This window comes from Idiomarina sp. 017G (assembly GCF_004362265.1).
GTDB lineage: Bacteria > Pseudomonadota > Gammaproteobacteria > Enterobacterales > Alteromonadaceae > Idiomarina > Idiomarina loihiensis.
The window spans coordinates 96,218-118,674 of record NZ_SNWT01000007.1 but is presented as its reverse complement, the minus strand read 5'-3'; the positions used below and the strand labels follow the sequence as shown (position 1 = coordinate 118,674).

At 48.3% G+C, this 22,457-nt stretch carries 24 protein-coding genes; 18 read left to right on the top strand and 6 right to left on the bottom strand.

Features of this window, described 5'->3' with window-relative positions; all coding sequences use genetic code 11:
- Positions 1-27: 27 nt before the first annotated feature.
- Complete coding sequence (pckA, locus tag DEU30_RS10150; RefSeq protein ID WP_110013050.1) at positions 28-1,629, bottom strand: phosphoenolpyruvate carboxykinase (ATP); 1,602 nt, start codon at positions 1,627-1,629, stop codon at positions 28-30.
- A gap of 207 nt (positions 1,630-1,836) precedes the next feature.
- On the opposite strand from pckA, the gene DEU30_RS10145 reads away from it, so the two are divergent.
- Positions 1,837-3,156, top strand: coding sequence for a sodium-dependent transporter (locus tag DEU30_RS10145; protein ID WP_114982104.1), 1,320 nt, complete (start codon positions 1,837-1,839; stop codon positions 3,154-3,156).
- Positions 3,157-3,162: 6 nt separating this feature from the next.
- Here DEU30_RS10145 and coaD read toward each other — a convergent pair whose 3' ends face one another.
- A complete protein-coding gene (coaD, locus tag DEU30_RS10140) occupies positions 3,163-3,663 on the bottom strand; it encodes a pantetheine-phosphate adenylyltransferase (RefSeq protein WP_114982105.1) in 501 nt (166 codons plus the stop codon).
- Between the two features lie 177 nt (positions 3,664-3,840).
- Here coaD and DEU30_RS10135 point away from each other — a divergent pair, with 177 nt between their 5' ends.
- The 4 genes from DEU30_RS10135 to DEU30_RS10120 are packed head-to-tail and all read left to right on the top strand — an operon-like array spanning position 3,841 to position 7,241.
- The gene (locus DEU30_RS10135; RefSeq protein ID WP_114982106.1) at positions 3,841-5,031 is read left to right on the top strand and encodes a glycine C-acetyltransferase; all 1,191 of its coding nucleotides are present in this window, start codon (positions 3,841-3,843) and stop codon (positions 5,029-5,031) included.
- Between the two features lie 10 nt (positions 5,032-5,041).
- Positions 5,042-6,067 (top strand): L-threonine 3-dehydrogenase, encoded by a 1,026-nt coding sequence (gene tdh, locus DEU30_RS10130; protein WP_114982107.1) that lies wholly within the window; start codon positions 5,042-5,044, stop codon positions 6,065-6,067.
- 7 nt (positions 6,068-6,074) lie between these two features.
- Positions 6,075-6,413 (top strand): thiosulfate sulfurtransferase GlpE, encoded by a 339-nt coding sequence (gene glpE / locus DEU30_RS10125; protein WP_114982108.1) that lies wholly within the window; start codon positions 6,075-6,077, stop codon positions 6,411-6,413.
- Positions 6,414-6,416: 3 nt separating this feature from the next.
- The gene (locus DEU30_RS10120) at positions 6,417-7,241 is read left to right on the top strand and encodes a rhomboid family intramembrane serine protease (protein WP_110013047.1); all 825 of its coding nucleotides are present in this window, start codon (positions 6,417-6,419) and stop codon (positions 7,239-7,241) included.
- On the opposite strand, the gene DEU30_RS10115 is transcribed toward DEU30_RS10120, so the two are convergent.
- Complete coding sequence (locus DEU30_RS10115; RefSeq protein ID WP_110013046.1) at positions 7,235-7,633, bottom strand: flagellar basal body-associated protein FliL; 399 nt, start codon at positions 7,631-7,633, stop codon at positions 7,235-7,237. The genes DEU30_RS10120 and DEU30_RS10115 overlap by 7 nt on opposite strands.
- 78 nt (positions 7,634-7,711) lie before the next feature.
- Between DEU30_RS10115 and DEU30_RS10110 the strand changes: the two genes are divergently transcribed.
- Both DEU30_RS10110 and ubiA read left to right on the top strand, forming a co-directional pair.
- Complete coding sequence (locus DEU30_RS10110; RefSeq protein ID WP_114982109.1) at positions 7,712-8,293, top strand: chorismate lyase; 582 nt, start codon at positions 7,712-7,714, stop codon at positions 8,291-8,293.
- 1 nt (position 8,294) lies between these two features.
- Entirely contained in the window at positions 8,295-9,146 is an 852-nt protein-coding gene (gene ubiA, locus DEU30_RS10105) for a 4-hydroxybenzoate octaprenyltransferase (protein WP_114982110.1), read from the top strand.
- On the opposite strand, the gene plsB is transcribed toward ubiA, so the two are convergent.
- Positions 9,134-11,656 (bottom strand): glycerol-3-phosphate 1-O-acyltransferase PlsB, encoded by a 2,523-nt coding sequence (plsB, locus tag DEU30_RS10100; protein ID WP_110013043.1) that lies wholly within the window; start codon positions 11,654-11,656, stop codon positions 9,134-9,136. The genes ubiA and plsB overlap by 13 nt on opposite strands.
- Positions 11,657-11,787: 131 nt before the next feature.
- Here plsB and lexA point away from each other — a divergent pair, with 131 nt between their 5' ends.
- From lexA to DEU30_RS10070, 6 genes are all read left to right on the top strand, one after another.
- The gene (gene lexA, locus DEU30_RS10095) at positions 11,788-12,405 is read left to right on the top strand and encodes a transcriptional repressor LexA (RefSeq protein ID WP_110013042.1); all 618 of its coding nucleotides are present in this window, start codon (positions 11,788-11,790) and stop codon (positions 12,403-12,405) included.
- Positions 12,402-12,839 carry an SOS-response cell division inhibitor gene (locus tag DEU30_RS10090; RefSeq protein ID WP_110013041.1) on the top strand — a complete coding sequence of 146 codons (438 nt, stop codon included), beginning with the start codon at positions 12,402-12,404 and terminating at the stop codon, positions 12,837-12,839. The genes lexA and DEU30_RS10090 overlap by 4 nt, the downstream gene beginning before the upstream one ends.
- A 305-nt stretch (positions 12,840-13,144) precedes the next feature.
- Positions 13,145-14,266, top strand: a complete 1,122-nt coding sequence (coxB, locus tag DEU30_RS10085; RefSeq protein ID WP_110013073.1) for a cytochrome c oxidase subunit II — start codon at positions 13,145-13,147, stop codon at positions 14,264-14,266.
- A 10-nt stretch (positions 14,267-14,276) separates the two neighbouring features.
- A complete protein-coding gene (gene ctaD, locus DEU30_RS10080; RefSeq protein WP_110013040.1) occupies positions 14,277-15,863 on the top strand; it encodes a cytochrome c oxidase subunit I in 1,587 nt (528 codons plus the stop codon).
- Positions 15,864-15,869: 6 nt separating this feature from the next.
- Positions 15,870-16,439 (top strand): cytochrome c oxidase assembly protein, encoded by a 570-nt coding sequence (locus DEU30_RS10075; RefSeq protein ID WP_011233520.1) that lies wholly within the window; start codon positions 15,870-15,872, stop codon positions 16,437-16,439.
- A gap of 12 nt (positions 16,440-16,451) precedes the next feature.
- The gene (locus DEU30_RS10070) at positions 16,452-17,327 is read left to right on the top strand and encodes a cytochrome c oxidase subunit 3 (RefSeq protein ID WP_011233519.1); all 876 of its coding nucleotides are present in this window, start codon (positions 16,452-16,454) and stop codon (positions 17,325-17,327) included.
- A gap of 13 nt (positions 17,328-17,340) precedes the next feature.
- On the opposite strand, the gene DEU30_RS10065 is transcribed toward DEU30_RS10070, so the two are convergent.
- A complete protein-coding gene (locus DEU30_RS10065; protein WP_016341259.1) occupies positions 17,341-17,556 on the bottom strand; it encodes a DUF2909 domain-containing protein in 216 nt (71 codons plus the stop codon).
- Between DEU30_RS10065 and DEU30_RS10060 the strand changes: the two genes are divergently transcribed.
- The 5 genes from DEU30_RS10060 to DEU30_RS10040 are packed head-to-tail and all read left to right on the top strand — an operon-like array spanning position 17,534 to position 21,367.
- Positions 17,534-18,289 (top strand): SURF1 family protein, encoded by a 756-nt coding sequence (locus tag DEU30_RS10060; protein WP_114982111.1) that lies wholly within the window; start codon positions 17,534-17,536, stop codon positions 18,287-18,289. The genes DEU30_RS10065 and DEU30_RS10060 overlap by 23 nt on opposite strands.
- The gene (locus DEU30_RS10055) at positions 18,286-18,831 is read left to right on the top strand and encodes a hypothetical protein (protein ID WP_011233517.1); all 546 of its coding nucleotides are present in this window, start codon (positions 18,286-18,288) and stop codon (positions 18,829-18,831) included. Before DEU30_RS10060 ends, DEU30_RS10055 begins: the two co-directional genes overlap by 4 nt.
- A gap of 9 nt (positions 18,832-18,840) precedes the next feature.
- Positions 18,841-19,830, top strand: coding sequence for a COX15/CtaA family protein (locus tag DEU30_RS10050; RefSeq protein ID WP_110013038.1), 990 nt, complete (start codon positions 18,841-18,843; stop codon positions 19,828-19,830).
- Positions 19,831-19,843: 13 nt separating this feature from the next.
- Entirely contained in the window at positions 19,844-20,740 is an 897-nt protein-coding gene (gene cyoE, locus DEU30_RS10045; RefSeq protein WP_114982112.1) for a heme o synthase, read from the top strand.
- 12 nt (positions 20,741-20,752) lie between these two features.
- Positions 20,753-21,367, top strand: a complete 615-nt coding sequence (locus DEU30_RS10040; RefSeq protein ID WP_034818912.1) for an SCO family protein — start codon at positions 20,753-20,755, stop codon at positions 21,365-21,367.
- Here DEU30_RS10040 and DEU30_RS10035 read toward each other — a convergent pair.
- A complete protein-coding gene (locus DEU30_RS10035; RefSeq protein WP_114982113.1) occupies positions 21,364-22,449 on the bottom strand; it encodes a polysaccharide deacetylase family protein in 1,086 nt (361 codons plus the stop codon). The genes DEU30_RS10040 and DEU30_RS10035 overlap by 4 nt on opposite strands.
- Positions 22,450-22,457: the final 8 nt, after the last annotated feature.

The following is a 22,457-nucleotide window of genomic DNA, read 5'->3' as shown; positions in this document are numbered from 1 at the left end:
CCCTTTAATTTGTTTCAAACTATGAATTTACAGCTGAGGGCCTGCGGCAACCAGCGCTTTACCGTTATCGGTATCAGTAAATTTCTCAAAGTTTGCGACAAAACGTTCGGCTAAGTCTTTGGCGCGAACGTCCCACTCACCGTCATCTTCGTATGTTTTACGTGGGTCCAGAATGCTACTGTCTTCAACGCCGGCCAGCTCAGTTGGCATAGCCAGGTTAAAGTGAGGCAACTGCACAAATTCAGCATCTTCAATTGAACCATCTAAAATGGCGTCAATAATAGCGCGAGTCGCTTTAATAGAAATGCGCTTGCCGGTACCGTTCCAGCCAGTGTTAACCAGGTAGGCTTCTGCGCCAGCCGCTTCCATACGCTTCACTAATACTTCCGCGTACTGCGTTGGGTGAAGGCTTAAGAACGCCGCGCCAAAACAGCTGGAGAAAGTAGGTGTAGGTTCGGTTACACCACGCTCAGTACCGGCTAATTTAGCAGTAAAGCCGGACAAGAAATGATACTGCGCCTGTTCTTTAGTCAGCTTAGAAACCGGAGGCAATACGCCAAAGGCATCGGCTGTCAGGAAAATAACTTTCTTTGCGTGACCCGCTTTAGACACCGGCTTCACAATGTTTTCAATGTGATAAATGGGGTAAGACACGCGAGTGTTTTCAGTTTTCGAGTTGTCGTCAAAATCAACGATTCCGTTGTCATCGACAGCAACGTTTTCTAATAGTGCGTCACGGCGAATCGCGTTGTATATGTCAGGTTCCGCTTCTTTCGACAAGTTGATGGTTTTTGCGTAGCAGCCACCTTCAAAGTTGAATACGCCGTCGTCATCCCAACCGTGTTCGTCGTCACCAATGAGTGCGCGTTTCGGGTCAGTCGACAGGGTGGTTTTACCTGTGCCTGACAAGCCGAAGAAAACAGCCACGTCGCCTTCTTTACCAACGTTGGCAGAGCAATGCATAGAAGCAATGCCTTTTAGCGGCAGGAAGTAGTTCATCATTGAGAACATACCTTTTTTCATTTCGCCGCCGTACCAGGTGCCGCCAATTAGCTGAATTTTTTCAGTTAAGTTAAACGCCACAAAGTTTTCTGAATTCAGTTCCTGTTCCTGCCACTTAGGATTAATGCACTTGGCACCATTCATAACAACGAAGTCTGGCTCAAAGTTCTCCAGCTCTGCTTCGCTTGGGCGAATGAACATGTTTTTTACGAAATGCGCCTGCCATGCCACTTCGGTAATGAAGCGAACAGCAAGACGAGTGTCTTCGTTAGCACCGCAATAGGTATCCACTACAAACAAACGTTTGTGCGACAACTGCTCAGTGACCAAACCTTTCAGTTCATTCCAGGTTTCGGTCGACAGTGGTTTGTTGTCGTTTTTGCCTTGGTCAGCCCACCAGACGGTATCGCGAGTTGTGTCATCGCGGACAATGTATTTGTCTTTAGGGGAACGTCCGGTGAAAATTCCGGTATCGACAGCAACCGCACCCAGGTCCGTTACCGTTCCTTTTTCATAACCTTGCAGGTCGTCGCGAGTTTCCTCTTCGAATAGCAGGTCGTAGGACGGATTATGGACAATTTCTTCGACATCTGTGATGCCGTAGCGGCTCAGATCCAGATTAGGCATGACGTAAGGCTCCTGAGATTACGGTCGTTCGTTAACGTTAACAGCAGCAACACAGCGTAAAAAATCCTGTTTTACAGTTTGGTTACTGGCTCATTTTCAGGGCGCGAATATTAACCTGATTGTGTAAAAAAAGATAGAGCAAAATTTTGCCAGTTCGTTAGAATGCCCGCCTGACTTTTGTATGCAGCAGTGGGCTTCTGATCATTTATGCGTGACTCCTTTCACAGCCGAATTGGCTTTATATTAGCAGCCGCGGGCTCTGCCGTTGGCCTGGGGAATATTTGGGGCTTTCCGACTCAGGTTGCGAACCACGGCGGCGGCGCCTTCCTGCTGGTGTATCTTTGCGTAATCTTTATACTTGCCATACCCGCTTTGTACAGCGAAATGCTGATAGGCCATAGTGCACAGGCGAACCCGGTTCGCTCCTTAACGCAGCTGTCCGAAGGACGCGCCCGCCCTATTGGCCGCTTAATGGGTTACCTTAATGTGCTGGGCTCCTGCTTAATGCTCAGCTTTTACCACGTAGTTGCCGGCTGGATGCTAGTTCACGCCTTAGGCTTTCTGGCTCGAGGCTTTGGTGTTGAACCTGCTGCCGAATTTTTGCTGAACAGCTCACTAACCCGCGACTTAATTTTCACCGCTGTATTTTTACTCGCCACCGCTTACGTGGTTTTTCAGGGTGTGGAAAAGGGCATAGAACGCTGGTCCAAGCGCCTGATGCCTACCTTAGTCGTTTTGCTGGTGGCGTTAATTGCCTACATGCTGACCTTACCCGGCGCCGACGAAGGCCTGAAGAAATATCTTGTCCCCGACTTCAGCCTCATGACCGACACCAGCATTTTAGTGGCGGCTATGGGTCAGGCGTTCTTCTCGCTCTCTATTGGTTTGGGCGGCATGATGATATACGGCTCCTACCTGAAACCGGGCGCTAACTTAGGTCGTTTAAGCTTATCAGTTGCCGCGCTGGATACTTTTATCGCGTTCCTGGCGGGGCTGTTAATTATTCCAGCTCTGTACGCAGGTATTCATCTGGGCGTTAATGTTGGCGACGGCTCTAAACTCATTGGCGAAGGCCAGCTCATTTTTGCGGTACTGCCAGAGCTATTCAATAGTATGGGCATTGCCGGACCTTTTGTGGCTTTTGCATTTTTCATGTTGCTGAGTATTGCCGCTCTAACCTCGACCATTGCTCAGGCCGAAGTACCGGTGTCTTACTGCATAGAAGAGCGCAAACTGAAACGGCCAGTAGCAACCGCCCTGTCACTGAGCGTTATTGCGGTGTTTTCGCTGCTGCTAATACTGTTCTTTGAACCGCTGTTTGGCTGGGTTGTTACGGCAGTCACACAGTTCCAGCTGCCGCTTTCAGGCTTATTCTATTTGCTGGTGGTGGGCTGGTTATGGCACCGCAGCAATCACCTGAAAGCTATTGCTGCGGGTAGTGTCGGCTTAACCTTGTTACGCTGGCATATCCGCTATTTATGTCCGGTACTAATGAGCATCGTGTTTTATCACGTAGCCTTTAGCTAAGCCGGGTTAACTTTTACCCGGACGCTTACCGGAAAACTTCTGCTTCAGTGCTGACGCCACCCGGGCGTCAGTAAAACCGGAAACGTCGCCGCCATGCAGCGCCACCTCTTTTACTAAAGAAGAAGAAATAAACGAATTTTCCTCTGCTGGCGTCAGAAACACGCTTTCCAGATTCGGCGCCAGACGTCGGTTCATATTGGCTAGCTGAAATTCGTATTCAAAATCAGACACCGCGCGTAACCCGCGAATAAGCACTGTTGCTTCGTACTCTTTGGCAAAGTTCACCAACAGTCCGGAAAAGCCAACGACAGTGACATTATCGAGGTTTTCAGTCACTTGCTGCGCCAGCAAAACCCGCTCTTCCAGACTAAACAGCGGCTTTTTACTGGGGCTTTCTGCAATACCCACAACAATTTCACTAAACAAGTTGGCGGCCCGTTCAATTAAGTCGGCGTGGCCATTTGTAATAGGATCAAAGGTTCCCGGATAAATTGCTCGACGGTGCATAGAGTCTCCTAAACCGTTATTTGTGCAAGCACTTTATTTGCACGCTTTTCATTTGGCCTAAAGAGTACACGCAAGTGCACACTAAACAAAAGCCCGATATTCAAATTAAGGATGCGAGTTGCGACTAACATCAGTAAACTAGAGGGTAACTTACGTTTTCAAATAGTGGAGTAAAAAATGAGCTCAGCCTTTTATCAGCAACTGGCCGACCAACTGGCCGAAACCAAAGCCGAAGGCCTGTACAAGAAAGAACGTATTATCAGTTCGGATCAAAGCTCTGAAATTACGGTGAATAACCGCAAGGTACTCAACTTCTGCGCTAACAACTATCTGGGTCTGGCCAACCACCCGGACTTAATTAAAGCCGCTAAACAAGGCCTGGACGAACACGGTTTTGGTACGGCTTCAGTGCGTTTTATTTGTGGTACTCAGGATATTCACAAAACGCTGGAACAAAAACTGAGCGAGTTTTTAGGAACAGAAGACACCATTTTGTATTCGTCATGTTTTGACGCCAACGGCGGTTTGTTCGAAACCCTAATGGGCCCCGAAGACGCTATTATTAGTGACGAGCTCAACCACGCCAGCATTATTGACGGTATTCGCTTGAGTAAAGCGAAACGCTTCCGCTACAAAAACAACAATCTGGAAGACTTAGAAGCACAGCTGAAGCAAGCTGACGCAGACGGCGCACGCCACAAATTAATAGCAACCGACGGTGTGTTCTCAATGGACGGCGTTATTGCCAACTTAAAAGGTATTTGCGACCTGGCCGACAAATATGGCGCGCTGGTCATGATGGATGACTGCCACGCTACTGGTTTCTTAGGCGAAAACGGTAAAGGCACGCACGAATACTGCGACGTTATTGGCCGTGTTGATATTATCACCGGTACCTTGGGTAAAGCGCTGGGTGGTGCTTCTGGTGGTTACACTTCAGGTAAAAAAGAAGTTATTGACTGGTTACGCCAGCGTTCACGCCCTTACCTGTTCTCTAACTCAGTAGCACCGGCCATTGTGCAGGCTTCTATTCGTGTACTGGATATGCTGGCAGAAGGCGGCAAGTTGCGCAGTCAACTTTGGGAAAACGCCAGCTACTTCCGTGAACAAATGACGAACGCAGGCTTCACCTTAAGTGGCGCAGATCACGCCATTATTCCGGTGATGGTCGGCGATGCCAAACTGGCCTCTGAAATGTCAGACCGACTGTTAGAAGAAGATATTTATGTGATCGGCTTTTCCTTCCCTGTCGTTCCTAAAGGCAAAGCCCGTATCCGCACGCAGATGTCTGCGGCCCACACACGTGAACAACTGGATCGTACCATTGAAGCCTTTACCCGTATTGGTAAAGAGCTGGGTGTGATTTAAGGAGTAAAGAATGAAAGCTTTGTCAAAACTGCACGCAAAACCCGGCATTTGGATGACCGACGTTGAAAAGCCGGAATGCGGTTACAACGATTTGCTGATTAAAATTAAGAAAACCGCCATTTGCGGCACCGATGTTCACATTTATAAATGGGACGACTGGTCGCAGAAAACCATTCCGGTGCCTATGGTAGTCGGCCACGAGTACGTGGGTGAAGTTGCCGCTATGGGTGACGGTGTTCGCGGCTTTGAAATTGGTGACCGTGTTTCCGGCGAAGGCCACATTACCTGTGGTCACTGTCGTAACTGCCGTGCTGGCCGTCGTCACTTGTGCCGCAATACCTATGGTGTGGGTGTTAATCGTCCGGGAGCTTTTGCAGAATACCTGGCACTACCAGCTGAAAACGCCTTCAAACTGCCAGATGACGTTACTGATGAAATGGCCGCCGTATTTGACCCATTTGGTAATGCGGTTCACACCGCGCTAGCTTTTGACCTGGTAGGTGAAGACGTGCTGATTACCGGCGCTGGCCCTATTGGTATTATGGCAGCAGCCGTTGCCCGTCACGTTGGCGCACGCCACGTGGTTATTACCGACGTCAACAAATACCGTCTGGACTTAGCCCGTAAAATGGGTGTGACCCGCGCAGTGGACGTGAGCAAAGAAAAGCTCTCTGACGTTATGAACGAGCTGGGCATGAAAGAAGGCTTTGATGTGGGTCTGGAAATGTCCGGTGTTCCGTCTGCGTTTTCACAAATGCTGGAAACCATGAACCATGGTGGCAAAATTGCCATGCTGGGCATTCCACCAGAAAACATCGCTATAGACTGGAACCAGGTTATTTTTAAAGGTTTGGTTATTAAAGGCATTTATGGCCGCGAGATGTTTGAAACCTGGTACAAAATGGCCAGCTTGCTGCAGTCGGGGCTGGATATTTCGCCTATTTTAACGCACGAAATGCCTATTGATGACTTTGAGAAAGGCTTTGAAACCATGATTTCAGGCCAGTCCGGCAAAGTCATACTAAATTGGGATTAATGCGTAGATGAGCAATTATCAGCTAATGGAATTACCCATCGCCGTTGAGCATTGGCAAAATGGCGATGCGGTTTTTGTTGATATCCGCGACTCGCAGTCCTTTGCTGCGGGCCACATTCCGGGCTCTCAGCATCTGGATAACAGCAACCTGCCGCAGTTTCTGAGTTCGGTTGATAAAAACCAAAAAGTGATTGTGGTTTGCTACCATGGCATTAGCAGTCAGGGGGCAGCTGATTACATAGCTGGCAACGGTTTTACTGATGTGCACAGCATGGACGGCGGCTATACGGCCTGGTCCATGTCTTTTCCTGAACATACTTCTCATAAAGAAACCGAAAGGGACTAAACCATGCGACGATTGCTCAGCAGCCGCGACTCAGACTGGATGCACAAGCTGTATCAGTATTTACGTCAGCAAGGCATGCCAGTCAGCGTTACTGAACGCGGTGAGCAATTGGAATTATGGTTACATCAGAGCAGTTATGAAGCTGCCGCTAAAACACTGATTCAACAGTTTAAAGATAACCCAGAGCTAGCCGCTGCGCCCGTTCAAGCAAAGCGAACTTCGGAACGAGGTTCATCATCACTGTCTTTTAGTTTGCTGCAGCAAAGCGGTTGGCTGACCCGAATTGTCGCGGTTCTGGCGTTGCTGGTGTTTGGGATGGTGCAAATGTACCCCGAAACCGTACTGGAGACACTGAGGATCAGCCAATATTTTTCGGCGCTTCCCTACGATCAGCCCTGGCGCTTTATTACGCCCGTACTGATGCACTTTACGCTGCTTCATCTGGTATTTAATATTTTCTGGTGGTGGTATCTGGGCGGTCGTATTGAACGTTCTCTGGGTATATCCTGGTTACTGGCTCTGCTGTTATTCTGCGGTATTACTGCAAACGTTATTCAGTACCTTTTCAATGGCCCTAACTTTGGTGGGCTGTCCGGTGTGGTCTATGGCTTGCTTGGTTTCTGCTGGATATACAGCTTCAATCGCCCAACGCCGCTGTATCTGCCACCGGGGCTCATTATCTTTATGCTGCTGTGGTTAGTAATTGGCTACACCGACATGCTATGGATAAATGTTGCTAACGAGGCTCATCTGGCCGGGCTGCTTTCCGGCTGTTTTGCAGGTTTTGTAGTGCGTTGGTTAAACCCTAAAATGCGGCCGCTTCACTGATAAATGTACTTGGTAAAAAGAACATCGCGGATAACTGGATTACCGGTTTCCTGCTGCATCAGTTCTTTTGCTCTTTCTATACATTTTAAACGAAGTTGATCGCGTCCCGTCATGGTTCGCACCTGACGTTCGGTCGCGGTACTTAAAATTGACACAAAGGCATTACGCAATAAAGGCGCGTGGTGTTCTACCACACTAACGTAACTGGGGTCCGGCACCATCACTTCAATAGCAACCCGAATGAAACCCAACCGGTAATCGTTTCCCTCTTTCAGGTAATTGGTGGTGATATCAGGCTCAAAGCCGTAGTACGAAACGTCGTCTGCCGACGCCACCGTTACACTGCTGAACCAAAGAAAAATACTGGCAAATACTGTTATCAGAAGTTTCATAGCCCTACCCGGCCCGATTGCTGTTCAATTAAGTTCTATCTGCTATCATAGCGACAGAGCTTAATAACGCCAACACAAATGACAACAGAGTTTTATCCAACCCCGGCTTTTCCCGTAAGTGAACCGCTGCCATGGGTACCGCCGGAGCAACTTGAATTAACCACAGAGCAAGCCGACTGGCTGCTATACGAAGGCTCGCTTACCGAGCGTCTGAAGCAAGTAGGTCAGCAGTTTTCCGTCAGGTTACTTGGCCAGCAATTACTGGATCCTCATGCCGAAGAAAAGCAACGGCTAAACCGTAAAGAACCCGTCGTGGTTCGCGAAGTTCTACTATACTGTAATGAAAAGCCTTGGGTTTTTGCGCGCAGCTTGTTTTCACCCAGTGCCGAAAACGCCGGCACCCTGAACTTACAAAAGTTGGGGACTCAGTCTTTGGGTGAGTCTTTATTCGTCCGTAGCGATTTGCGCTGTGGCCAAATTGAGGTAGCTGAAGTTACTTTGGGTCACCCCGTGGTACAGCTAAATCAACAATGGTTTGCGCAAAAACGCTCATTGCTGGGCAGGCGCCGAATGTTTTCCACCAGTGGTGAGCAGCTGTTAGTCAGCGAAATTTTCCTGGAGCCGTCGTCACTTTACTGTTCATCCTGTAAAAGGAGTTAGTATGCATAGGTTAGTCGCTTTTTGGCAATTAATGCGCGCAGACAGACCCATTGGTACCTATTTACTTGCCTGGCCGACCATCTGGGCACTCATGATAGCCGGAGCTGGCGAGCCGCCCCTGCGTATCGTCGTCATATTTTTGCTCGGTACTTTTGTCATGCGCTCTGCCGGTTGTGTTATTAACGACTTTGCCGACCGTAATTATGACGGTCACGTACGCCGCACGCGCCAGCGTCCTATTCCGGCGGGAAGAATATCGGCAACTGAAGCGATGATAGGTTTCATCGCCCTGTTAGCCATTGCCTTCGGGTTGGTTATGCAACTGAACACTGAAACGGTCATGCTCAGCTTTTTCGCCGCCGGCGTAGCGGCACTTTACCCGTTTTGTAAACGCTGGACGCATTTGCCACAAATAGTGCTGGGCATTGCCTTCAGCTTCGGCATACTAATGGCGTTCACAGCCTTAGAGTCTGAACAGTGGTTCATCGCTGGGCTGCTCTTCATGGCTAATGTTATCTGGGCCGTAGCCTATGATACCGAATACGCCATGGCAGACCGCGAAGATGACCTGAAAATAGGCCTGCAGAGCACGGCTATTTTATTTGGTCGCTTTGACCGCTTGGCTATTGGCTTGATGCAACTCGCGACTCTGGCCTTATTGGGCTGGGTATTGCACTTAATTACCGTTGAACTTTGGGTGTGGCTGGCATTAGCGGCTATTTTTCTGTTGTTTGCTTACCAGCACTGGCTAATACGACACAGAGAGCCCGGAAAGTGCTTCCAGGCTTTTCTGCATAACCATTATATTGGCATGGTATTCGCTATTGGCTTAGCCGTGCATTACTGGTTCTGATTACTCTCAGTCGGCTTTTGCTCTTCTTTGGGTGCTTCTTTTTGTTCATGTTCGGCCTGCTCTTTCAACTGCTGAACGAACTGCTCAACCGACTGACGAATGGTTTGTAGCACAGGACCGTCAATGAGCTCATCGACCTGATCGCTGAGCTCGCCCACCGGCTCGGCAGCAATTTGCTGGCCGTCGTCATTAATTTCTACCAGACCTTGCTGTTTTAAACTGGCAATGAGCGTCGACATGACTTTCTTATCGTAAAATTCCGGCGCATCGATGCCGTGAATGGAACTTAAACGTTCGGCCAGGGTAATAGACTGCTTTTCGAGATCCGCGCGCATGATGGGCTGCGCCTGTTGCAGCAACTCAAGCACAATACAGTAACGCTGCAAGGTTTCACTGGCACTGTTGGCCAATAGCCGTAACCGATACCACTGCGCACTTTCCCGTTGTGCAATTGTGCAAATGCCATCTTCCAATGTAATTAACTGCTGGCGTGCCAACTCTTCGGCAAGAGCCTCTGTCCAGAGCGGTAGGTCTTCAACATTATGACTCAAATAAAGTTCAGCTTTTAACGACGGATAAATTGCCTGTGTCCGCGCCGCAATTTCAGCCACGCTGACTTTTTTCTTCGCCATGATAATTGACGCAACAATGCCGGGAACCACCATCAAGTGAAGAATATTATTCCGATAGTAAGTCATGGCTATGGCTGTCATGTGCTCCAGCGAGACGACTTCACCCATAGTATCGCTATTGACCGTAAATTTGTCAGTACGCAAAGCTTGCTGCCAAAGCTCTTCCGGTGTCTCGTCCGGCACGCTCATCATATTGCTGTAAGGTACTTCGCGCAGCACACCCAAATAAACGTCCAGCTGAGCAAGCAGTTCTTCTTTCATCAACGCATGGTGCTCTGAACTTAGCAAAGCTAATGCGGTAAGGTTAACGCTGTTAGCCGCCGCGGAATCGTTAATGCCCTGCATAACTTGCTCGGCTAAGCCACTCACCACCGGGTTTAACCAGCCTGGACGTTCCGGTTCCTGCGCCCCACGGGTGACCGACTCATGCCAGTTCGGCGCCACTTTGTCCAAATGGTGTTTTAAATTAATAGGCTGACCGAAGGTCACAAAACCCTGACCAAAGTTGCGCAGCTTGGCAACGGTTTTCAGAATTTGAAAAACCGACTCTTTTTCTTTGTCCTTACCTTTAAGCTCTTTCAGGTAAGTCGCTACTTCCATAATATGCTCGTAACCAAGGTAAACAGGTACCAGTGACACTGGCCGTTGCTGGTCACGCAACATGCCCTGCACGGTCATTGCCAGCATACCGGTTTTAGGCGGCAATAAGCGGCCGGTTCTGGAGCGGCCGCCTTCACTGAAGTATTCCACCGGGTAGCCTTTTTGGAACAACCAGCACAAATATTCACGAAAAACCGCTGAATACAGTTTATTGCCACGAAAACTGCGGCGAATAAAGAACGCACCGCCACGGCGGAAAATACCGCCAACCGGGAAAAAGTTAAGATTCACGCCAGCCGCGATATGCGGCGGTACAAGGCCTTCTTTATAAATAACGTAGCTGAGCAGCAAGTAGTCCATATGGCTGCGGTGACAAGGCACATAGATAACTTCGTGCCCTTGTTGCGCCAGTCGTCTAATTGTATCCCCGCCTTTTACATGAATGCCGTTATAAATCCGGTTCCACATCCAGGTCATAAAACGATCTAACACCCGGATAAGTGTTGAATTATAGTTAGCGGCTATTTCATCGATATAAGATAAAGCGCGCTTGCGGGCGGCTTCTTCACTAATCTTTTTGCCTCTGACTTCATCCGATACGGCCTTTTTTAACGCCGGCGTATTAATGAGTGCTGACATCAGCTCTTTGCGCTGACTCAGTTTAGGGCCGGCAACGGCATGGCGCATACGTACGAAATGAACACGCGCTACCCGCGCTAATTTGTGCGCAATACGCATATCAGTGCCGTGGTCACGCGCCATAGTGCCCAGACTCACCGAACGAGAGAAACGCAGCAACACTTGTCGACCAGAAAAAATTACCAGCCAGAATTTACGCCAATGGCCCGGGTTATCTAAGTCACCGGTCATGGTGTTACCGGCATGCGCCTCTTCTCCTGCCTGGCGGCCCCAGAATACGCCCGCAGGTATCAGTTGCACATCCAGCTCCGGCTGGTCTTTATGCAGGGTTAATAACTGGTGAAATTCGGATACCGTTTGATCAGATACCTCGTTCGCCAGCTCTTCCAGGTACATGATTCGGTTATAGGTTTTACCATTAACCTCAAGAGGGTCGACAGGGTCTGGCAAACCGCGCTTCTGCGCCGCCCGCTGCAAAATGGATAGATCCGCTTTAGAGGTTGAACGCATTACATAGACAATTGGCTTGCCAACAGTTGCTGAATGCTCTTCTTCAGTACCATCCCAAATTTCCTGAAAGCGCGTTAACCAGCGTAACGGGTATTTAAAAATTGGGAAAAAGCGGCTTATTCCTTTCATATAGAGACCTCTGTTTTAAACAGAAATACAGGATACCAACTTCGTGTAAAAATGTCGTTCAAGAAATTACTTGCGAAATCAATTTACCTGTATATACTCACAGTATCACTGTACAAATAAACAGGTACATTATGCGCCCGTTAACACCAAGACAATCTGAAATTCTTGAGCTTATTAAGGATAATCTGCACGCAACCGGTATGCCGCCGACTCGTGCCGAAATTGCTCATAAGCTGGGTTTTCGCTCTGCCAACTCCGCAGAGGAGCACCTGAAAGCGCTGGCCCGTAAAGGCGTTATTGAAATACTACCCGGCATGTCTCGCGGCATTCGCCTTGTCGGCGATGACTACGATATCGCCGATGGTCTGCCGTTAATAGGCCAGGTTGCAGCGGGCGAACCTTTATTGGCTGAACAACATGTTGAAGGTCATTACAAAATTGACGAATCACTGTTTCATCCTGCCGCCAGTTTCTTACTAAAAGTAAACGGTATGAGCATGAGAGACATTGGAATTTTAGACGGTGACTTACTGGCTGTACATAAAACCGAACAAGCACGTAACGGACAAATAGTCGTTGCACGAGTTGAAGACGAAGTCACTGTAAAGCGTTTTGAACAGCGCGGAAAAACTATTTTGCTTCACCCCGAAAATAACGATTTCTCGACCATTACTGTCAATCTTGCAGAGCAAGTTTTTGCCATTGAAGGGCTTGCGGTGGGTGTGATCAGAAACGGAGCGACCTTATGAAAACTCAATATCAGCAAAAATTACATCATCCGGGTCTGTGGACTGCTGAAACGTCAGTATCACCCTTCCCTATGGATGCGAAAAGTAATCCGGATTCATTTGATGTTGATACCCTTTCTCCAGTTATACAGCGGGCTTTACAGCAAAAACCCAGCCAGTGGATAACGGTTATTGGCGGCGACAAAAACGTCATTCAACAGCTTATCGCTTGTGGCGTTGCTGAGTCTCAAATTCGCTGGTTACGCAGCCACTCAGTTGAGCGCTGTGAATGGGCGCTGGAGCAAGCTCTACTCGCTGGTACCAGCAGTATGGTTATCGGTTATCTTGATTCTGTTTCCAGTCGCACCTGGCAGCGTGCGAAAATGGCCAGTAAATTAAGCGAAACACAGTATTTTCTGTTTGATAAAAACACACTGACATCCCACCTGCACTAACCCCACCTTTGTTAGTGTGTTTTCTTCCCCAAGGCTGCTTTTGCAGCCTTTTTTTAACAGATCCGCTTATTTTTTGTTCGTTCGTGTGATTTGATCTGGATCTTTCGTTGTAAATTCGTTAATAAATGCAGTACCCGAATATAAAAATAATATAACAACGATAACTACAACAAAGAGTCAGTAGAGAAAGCGATTTCTGGGGAGAAGCTGTACCTTTTTCTGCTTACCTCTTTGTTCTTCTAATTCAGGCTAGCAAAACTTGCTTTGCTGTCTCATTGAAGAATAAGAGGAGAAGCCACGTGAAAATGAAGCCTTTGTGGGCACTATTGGCGCTAACGAGTCTACCGGCTGCTGCTCAGTCGCGTCTCAATATGACCCAAGGTGTCACTGAAGTGAGTAACCGGGTTTACGATCTCCACATGACGATCTTCTACATCTGCTGTGTGATTGGCGTGATTGTATTTGGTCTCATGTTTATTTCGATGATCCGACACCGGAAGTCGAAGAACCCAACCCCCTCCAATTTCCATGAAAACGTCAAAGTAGAAATAGCCTGGACTATAGTGCCGCTGCTGATACTTGCAGGTATGGCAGTGCCGGCGACCACGACACTAATTGCCATGGAAGACACTTCAGATGCAGATGTAACGGTGCAAGTCACCGGATCGCAATGGAAATGGCACTACAAATACTTTGAAAATGAGGTCGAATACTTCAGCCGTTTAGCCACTCAGCAAGAACAAATTGATAATCAGTTTGAGAAAGGCGAAAACTACCTGCTGGAAGTGGACCGTCCGTTAGTTATTCCAACCAATAAGAAAGTGCGTTTTCTGGTTACCTCAGATGATGTTATTCACAGCTGGTGGGTTCCTGACTTCGCCATTAAAAAAGACGCGAACCCCGGTTTTATTAATGAAACCTGGACTAGGGTAGATGAGCCCGGAATTTATCGTGGTCAATGTGCCGAGTTGTGTGGCAAAGACCATGGCTTCATGCCCATCGTTGTTATAGCGAAGGAGCCCGCCGAGTACGAAAAATGGATTACCGAGAAAGAAGAAGAGCAACGTAAAGCACGCGAACGTGAACAAGAGTTGCTTGCTATGGAAATGTCAGAAGACGAACTCATGGACCTCGGTGAGAAAGTATACAACAGTACTTGTGCAGCTTGTCACCAGGCTAACGGTCAAGGCGTAAACGGCGTGTTCCCGGCACTTGCTGGTTCAGGCGTTGCGGTAGATCCTGAAGCCATAGACAAACACATCGACACCGTTGTTAACGGCGTTACCGGCACGGCTATGCAAGCCTTTGGAAGTCAGCTTTCCATGCGCGAGTTAGCCGCAGTTATCACCTACGAGCGTAATGCCTGGGGTAACGATACCGGAGACCTGATTCAGGCCGCCGATATTAACGAAGTCATGAATCAATAAGGAGACGGTGATGAGCACTGTAGTGGAAGAGACACATCACGATACACACCACGATCATAAGCCGTCTGGTATTGGTCGCTGGCTATTTACAACGAACCATAAAGATATTGGTTCGATGTATTTATGGTTTAGCTTCACCATGTTCCTGGTGGGCGGCGCTATGGCAATGATCATTCGCGCGGAACTGTTCCAACCCGGATTGCAACTTGTTGAACCCCAGTTTTTTAACCAAATGACCACAGTGCATGGTCTGGTTATGATTTTTGGTGCCGTTATGCCTGCTTTTACGGGCTTGGCTAACTGGATGATCCCCATGATGATTGGCGCACCAGATATGGCGCTGCCCCGGATGAATAACTGGAGCTTCTGGATTTTACCTTTTGCTTTCATGATTTTGCTGGGTTCTTTGTTTATGGAAGGTGGCGGCCCGGCATTTGGCTGGACAGCTTACGCACCGCTTTCCACAACTTACAGCTCGGATTCAACGGCATTGTTCGTATTTTCAGTACACATTATGGGTATTTCATCCATTATGGGCGCTATTAACGTCATCGTTACTATTATGAACATGCGCGCACCGGGCATGAATTACATGAAAATGCCATTGTTCGTCTGGACCTGGTTTATTACGGCTTTTCTGCTTATTGCCGTAATGCCAGTACTGGCGGGTGCCGTTACCATGTTGCTTACCGACAAATACTTCGGTACGAGTTTCTTTGACGCCGCTGGCGGTGGTGACCCAGTGATGTACCAGCATATATTCTGGTTCTTTGGGCATCCGGAAGTTTACATCATGATTTTACCGTCCTTCGGTATCATTTCAGCAATTATCCCGGCCTTTGCCCGCAAACGATTGTTCGGCTACTCCTCCATGGTATATGCCACGGCGGCCATTGCCTTACTGTCCTTCCTGGTCTGGGCTCACCATATGTTCACCACCGGTATGCCAGTGTTTGCTGAGCTGTTCTTTATGTACTGCACCATGCTCATTGCGGTTCCCACCGGGGTGAAGATCTTTAACTGGGTAGCCACTATGTGGCGCGGCTCCATGACCTTTGAAACACCCATGCTGTTTGCGCTGGCGTTTGTGATCCTGTTTACCATAGGTGGTTTCTCCGGCTTAATGCTGGCTATAACTCCCGCTGACTTCCAGTATCACGACACGTACTTCGTCGTCGCCCACTTCCACTATGTTTTGGTCACAGGTGCCATTTTCTCTATTATGGCAGCGGCTTATTACTGGCTACCTAAGTGGACCGGGCATATGTACGACAGTACGCTGGCGAAAACTCACTTCTGGACATCGCTTATTTCCGTAAACGTGCTGTTCTTCCCTATGCACTTTGCAGGACTTGCCGGTATGCCAAGACGTATTCCGGATTACGCCACGCAGTTTGCTGATATTAACCAGATAGCAAGTATCGGTGGTTTTGCCTTTGGGCTATCACAGCTTATTTTCCTTTGGGTGGCTATTAAGTGCGTTAAAGGCGGCGAAAAAGCAGCGGCTAAACCCTGGGAAGGCGCGGAAGGACTGGAGTGGACAGTTCCGTCACCAGCGCCTTATCACACCTTTGAAAAACCGCCCAAAGTGGAGTGATAAATCATGTCTGAACAGCGTCCCGACAACAGCATTCTGGTTAAGCGACTGTTACTGACAGTCGCTGGAATGTTCGCATTCGGCTTCGCCCTGGTACCACTTTACGACGTATTTTGTGAAGTGACCGGCTTTAACGGTCGTACCAGTAACGAAGCAGCGGTTTATCAACAGGTTGAAGTGGATGAATCACGCACGGTCACGGTGCAATTCCTGACACGCAATGCCAAAGGTATTCCGTGGAAGTTTGAGCCATCGATCAAGCAAGTCAAGATTCATCCAGGTGAAGTTAAAGTAGTTAATTTTTTAGCAGGAAACCCGACTTCCTCAAACATGATCGCTCAGGCTATTCCATCTGTAGCGCCTGCGGAAGCCTCTCTTTACCTGAACAAAGTAGAATGCTTTTGCTTTAACCAGCAACCGCTGGCCGCTGGCGCTGAAACAGAAATGCCAATGCAGTTTTATCTGGACCCGGACATTCCCGATCATATTACGACCTTTACCCTGTCATACACGCTGTACGATATGACAGCCAATACGTCGGCTGAAGCAATTGCTCAGCTGTTAAAAACAGAATAAGGAAACGACGTTATGGCAGAACAACAAAGTTATTATGTTCCTGCTTCCAGTCCCTGGCCAATTGTTGGTGCAGTTGGGCTAGGCTTAATTGCCTGGGGCGCTGGACACACTGTTATTGATATGAGCAAAGAGCAGGATGGTTATGGCAGTACTGTATTGACCATTGGCTTAGTCGTTATAGCCGTCATGCTCTTTGGTTGGTTTCGTGACCAAATCAACGAATCCATGAGCGGTAAATACAGTAACCAACTCGGCGACTCCTACAAACAAGGTATGAGCTGGTTTATTTTCTCCGAAGTCATGTTCTTTGCTGCTTTTTTTGGTGCCCTTTTCTACGCTCGCGTTATTGCCGTTCAGTGGCTGGGAGGAGACAGTAACAATGCTATGACCAATGAGGTTCTGTGGCCAGAGTTTGTTGCGCAATGGCCGTTGGTAAAAACACCAGGCGGCACTGAAACCCAGGCTATGGGTTGGTATGGTCTGCCGGCTATCAACACGCTTATTTTGTTGGCCAGTTCAGTGACCTGTCACTTTGCTCACACAGGCCTGGAACAAAATAAACGTAAACAGCTAACCGCAATGCTGGGCGTTACCATTATTCTGGGTTGCATTTTCCTCTATCTGCAAGGCGCTGAGTATGTGCATGCCTACCAAGATTTAAATCTAACGCTTGATTCCGGTGTTTATGGCAACACCTTTTATATGCTCACCGGGTTCCACGGTATGCACGTAACCTTAGGAACCGTGATGCTTATCATCATGTTCCTGAGGGTTTTGAAGGGGCATTTTACACCAGATAACCACTTCGCTTTTCAGGCGACCAGCTGGTACTGGCACTTTGTTGATGTCGTTTGGTTATGCCTGTTCGTCGTGGTTTACATACTCTAAAAAAACGCCCCGTCTAATAGGGGCGCGGGTTTAAAGGTAAAAAGCCACTAACCGTCGCCGCTATCAGTATCACAAGGATAACGGCGGCCACTCCCACCCGTTTCCCCAGATAATGGGACATGGGTGGTTTATTCGGGTCGTTGCGCAGCATACTGAATAATGCGCGGAACAGATTCACCACCATATAACCAAGCAGCAGTACAATAATGATTTTAAAAAAGACCAACATACGTTTTCCTCTTATCGCTACGTTAGTTACTCTGCTGGCAATTGCGGTGTTGGTCAAGCTAGGTTTTTGGCAACTAGAGCGCGCAGAAGAAAAACGTAAGCTATTTTCCGATTACGACCAGCAACAATCGAAAGGGGATGCAACGGCACTGTCTCAGCTAGGAACAATATCTTCTGAGTCTGATCGCTTTCTTTTTGCCAAAATGGAAGGCGAATTTGTTAAACAACCGGTCTTTTTTCTCGATAATAAAATGACCGATGGCATTGTCGGCTATCAGGTTATTGCCTTGTTTCGCCCTGACGCCAAACCCAATAATTACATTCCTGTTAATATGGGCTGGGTACCTGCTCCTGCATCCCGGCAAGAACTGCCCGAAATAAATGTTCCCGAGAGTAGACAGAATCTTACGGGCTACCTGTACTTTCCCTCGAACAACAAATTTGTCAGTAATACTTATGAAACCGAGTTAGCTGATGACCGAATACGAGTACAAGAGTTTCAGCCTAACGCCATTAGTAAAGAACTCGACATTCCATTAACCGACTACACCTTTTTATTGAAATCACCAGACACCCTGGGTTGGCAACGTAACTGGAAACCCCAGGTAATGTCGCCGCAAAAACATCAGGGTTACGCTGTTCAGTGGTTTTCGCTGGCCATTGCGTGCTTGGTGATTTTTGTATTTGCTGTTATAAAACTGAATAAACAACCAAAAAAAGAGGAGACCCGATGAGCTCCCTGAATCGCTCTCGCCGTTCCATGATTATTGTTTTCCTTGCTTTTATAGTCCCCGTTTTGGCCGCGTGGCTTTTTTTGTCTCAAAACTGGTATGAGGCGGGAACCAATAAAGGCATTTTATTGCAACCCACCATTACCTTAGAACAACAAGCCGAACAGCTACCAGAAGGTTGGCAAGTGGGATATATCGCCCCGCAGAACTGTGCAATCACCTGCGAAAATGCTTTATACGTTATGAACCAAATCGATGTCGCTATTGGCAAAGACACCGATAGGCTAACCCCTGTAGTGTTGCACCAAAGCGAAAGCCTTCAGGCTGGCTTTAATCATAGTGCCCCGCATATTACCCAGCTGGTAACGCCTGAACTGATCGAACAACTTTCAGCTCTGCCCGAAAACACCTTGTTTATTATCGACCCGATGCATAACGTCATGCTGTATTACCCCACCCATGAGGACAAAGAGCAAATGATAACGGAAGGTAAAAACGTGTTGGCGGATCTTCGTAAACTGCTTAAATTGTCCAGAATTGGGTAGGGAAATGACATGCGTTTACTGGTAAAAATTAGTGTTTTTTTTGCTTTTATCGTTATTGTTCTTGGCGCCTTTACCCGGCTCACTGAAGCAGGCCTGGGTTGTCCTGACTGGCCCGGCTGCTACGGTTTTTTGAAGGTACCGTCGCAGGAGGAGCACGTTCAGCAGGCGGAACTTAGGTTCCCGGATGCACCTGTGGAGCACGCCAAAGCCTGGAACGAAATGGTGCACCGCTACTTTGCTGGCACCCTGGGGTTATTAATATTGACCATTGCCATTATTTCCTGGGTTAAAAGCCGTCGCTACAGTCATTACCCGACTCCGGTTAAATTGCCCACTTTGCTTCTCGGGCTAGTAATATTTCAGGCGGCTCTGGGTATGTGGACAGTTACCATGAACCTGCAACCGCTCATAGTCATGGGGCATTTGCTGGGCGGCTTTTCGGTTATATCGCTGCTATATCTGCTCTCGCTGCGGCTGTCTTCATTTCGGCTGGCCGGTGGTGACCCGGAACTCAGGCGCTATCGAGGGCTGGCATTTTTTACGCTACTGGTGGTTATTGGTCAAATAGCCTTAGGTGGTTGGGTTGCTGCAAACTATGCCGCCGTAGCCTGCACTGAGCTACCTTTTTGCGAAGGTAACTGGACGGCGCAGCTGGACTTTGCCGGAGCCTTCAGCATACCCGAGGCTGACACCTATCAATACGGTGCTCATGACTACAACGACCGTATGACTATGCACGTAATGCACAGAGTGGGCGCTATTATTACTTTTTTAGTGATTTGTACTCTACTCTTTAAATGCTGGCGAAAAGCGAAGTCGCACTTTTTCCGGCGCTCATTAATTGTTATTGGCTTGTTATTATCTTTGCAAATTCTGCTGGGTATTAGTAACGTAGTCTTTCAATTACCGCTTTGGAATGCAGTGGCACATAATGCCGTAGGGGCTTTATTGTTGCTGTCGCTGGTCGCGTTGAACTACAACTTGTCCAGAAAAGCGTAGAGGAGTTGAAACTATGCAATCCGTTGCCACAAATAATATAACAAAAACGCGCAACGCTCATTGGCGGGACTACCTTGAACTGACCAAGCCCCGTGTCGTCGCCTTGCTGTTACTCACCGCCGTGGTTGGTATGTGTCTGGCCACTGAAGAACTGGTGTCGCTGAAAGTGCTAGTGCCGGCGCTGACTGGTATTGGGCTCATGTCTGCCGCTGCGGCCGCCATTAATCACCTGGTTGACCGCCATATTGACGCAAAAATGGCGCGCACACTTCGGCGTCCGCTGCCTCAGGGAAATTTGTCACCTGCAAAAGTCACCACGTTCGCTGCATCTATAGGTGTCATTGGTTTTGTGACCCTGTATGCCTGGGTTAATCCATTAACTGCCTGGTTAACCTTTGCCAGTATGGTGGGTTACGCTGTGGTTTATACCATGTTCTTAAAACGCGCAACGCCGCAGAACATTGTTATTGGTGGTTTAGCCGGTGCGGCACCACCGTTACTGGGCTGGACCTCGGTGACCAACGAAATTAACGCGCCGGCGGTGCTGCTGGTTATGATCATATTCACCTGGACTCCCCCCCACTTCTGGGCACTTGCGGTACACCGCGCTAAAGATTATGCCCGAGCTAAAGTGCCAATGCTGCCGGTAACCCATGGTATTGAGTTCACCAAAACCTGTATTTTTCTGTACACCGTTTTGCTGACCGTGGTTTGCCTTATGCCATTTTTAATTGGCATGACAGGCATGATTTATCTGGTTGGCGTCAGTGTACTTAACGCTATTTTCCTGGCTTACGCCTGGAAGTTGAAATACGCGCCCAGCAAGAAAACAGCCTTTAACATGTTTGCCTTTTCTATCTGGCACCTCATGCTGCTGTTTGTGATTTTACTGGTCGATCATTACGTATAACTGGAGTAAGACATGAGTCGTATCGTTACGCTGCTGGCTGCGCTTATCGCCCTTGCTGCAGGGTTCGCAGTTTACAACTTTTGGCCCGAAGAAAAGCCGGAAGCTTTAATTTATGAGCCGCCTCGTGCGTTAAAATCATTTAAGTTAAACAGCACAGCCGACGGCGCTATTGAAAACGATGCACTGAAAGGTCAGTGGACCTTACTCTTTACCGGTTATACCTTCTGTCCTGATATCTGCCCAACCACCATGTCGGATCTCAAAGGGGTGCTACCTTCATTACAGGAAGAAGTGTCTAAACCGGTGAAAGTCTGGATGATTTCAGTTGACCCTCAGCGTGATGACATTGAACGTTTAACTCAATACGTTAACTATTTTGGTGACGACTTTGTTGGTGTGCGAGCCGAGCACAAAGAGCTGTTCCCTTTCGTACGTGATTTAGGCTTAATGTATTCCATTCCCGATGAAGGCGAGGAAAATTACTTGGTTAACCACAGCGCCGCTATTATTCTGGTTAACCCGAACGGGCACCGTAAAGCGATATTTAATGCCGACCACCAACGTGGGGAAATACCGGTAGTCGACATGGAACAACTGGCAAAAGATTTTGCCATTATCGCCAATTAGTCAGGCCAACTGCCTGACTCGTTCGGACGGATAAGTGCTACGGAATACCAATAGTAACGAGACTCTGATGCGCTGGGTGCCGTGCAATTGACGCGTGAGCGCCCAATGTTAATGTCCTTTTCAAGCGTCACACTAAACTGAGTATCGCTTTCCCATTCAGGTTTTAAGACTGAACCTCCGGCAAAGCATTGCAGCGCATCGGTACGCATATCGTTTAGTGTATCGCCCGCTTCCAGCGTTACGCTAATCGTTGGGCGCTTATTTTCATGTGCGACTAAAGGCTCTTCCGGTTGGTAAGCACTTACCGGCATGGCTTTCGAATTCAACTTGGCTTTCAGCGTATTTAAGTTCGCGTAGATACCAGACGCAGGAAAACGCGTAATAACAGTATCCTCACTCCACTTAGACCATGGGCCTGAATGCTGAGCAAAGGCCAGAAAGCCCCATTCATCCAGTAAAGCTCGCAACTCGTTGTTGTACTCACCGTAAGGATAGGCAAAATACTTCTGCTGTTCGCCTAAGTTCTCATCAATGGCTTCTTGTGCGGTAATAACATCGTAATGCATACGTTCGCGCCATTCTTCACCACTCTCACCTTCCTGCTTGCGAATAAGGTGTGCGTGAGTCTGCCCGTGGTTAGCAATAGTCGCCCCGTTCTGCTGAATTTCTTTAAGCTCTTCCCAGCCCATGTAATGGCCGCTGTGCTTACGCAAGAGCTCAGGGTTAACGAACACCGTATAGGGCATTTCAAACTCTTCCAGAACCTTTACAGCGTTTTCATAGACGTTTTGGTAGCCGTCGTCGAAGGTAATAACAACGGCTTTTTCAGGAAGCTCTTCGCCTTTTTCAATGGCATCGCGCGCGACGGTAATATCAATAACGTTAAAGTTGTTATCCTGCAGGTATTGCAGATGCTCTCGAAACGTCTCCGGGTCAATTGACGTTACGGCGGGAGTTGAGTCACTGACGTGGTGGTACTGCAGCACCACCACGCTATCGGCGCTGCCCGCCTGAGCCAATGGTGAGCACCCCAGCAATAAGCCCGATGCGGCACTCAACGTCATTTTGTTCAACATCTTCATACTGACTC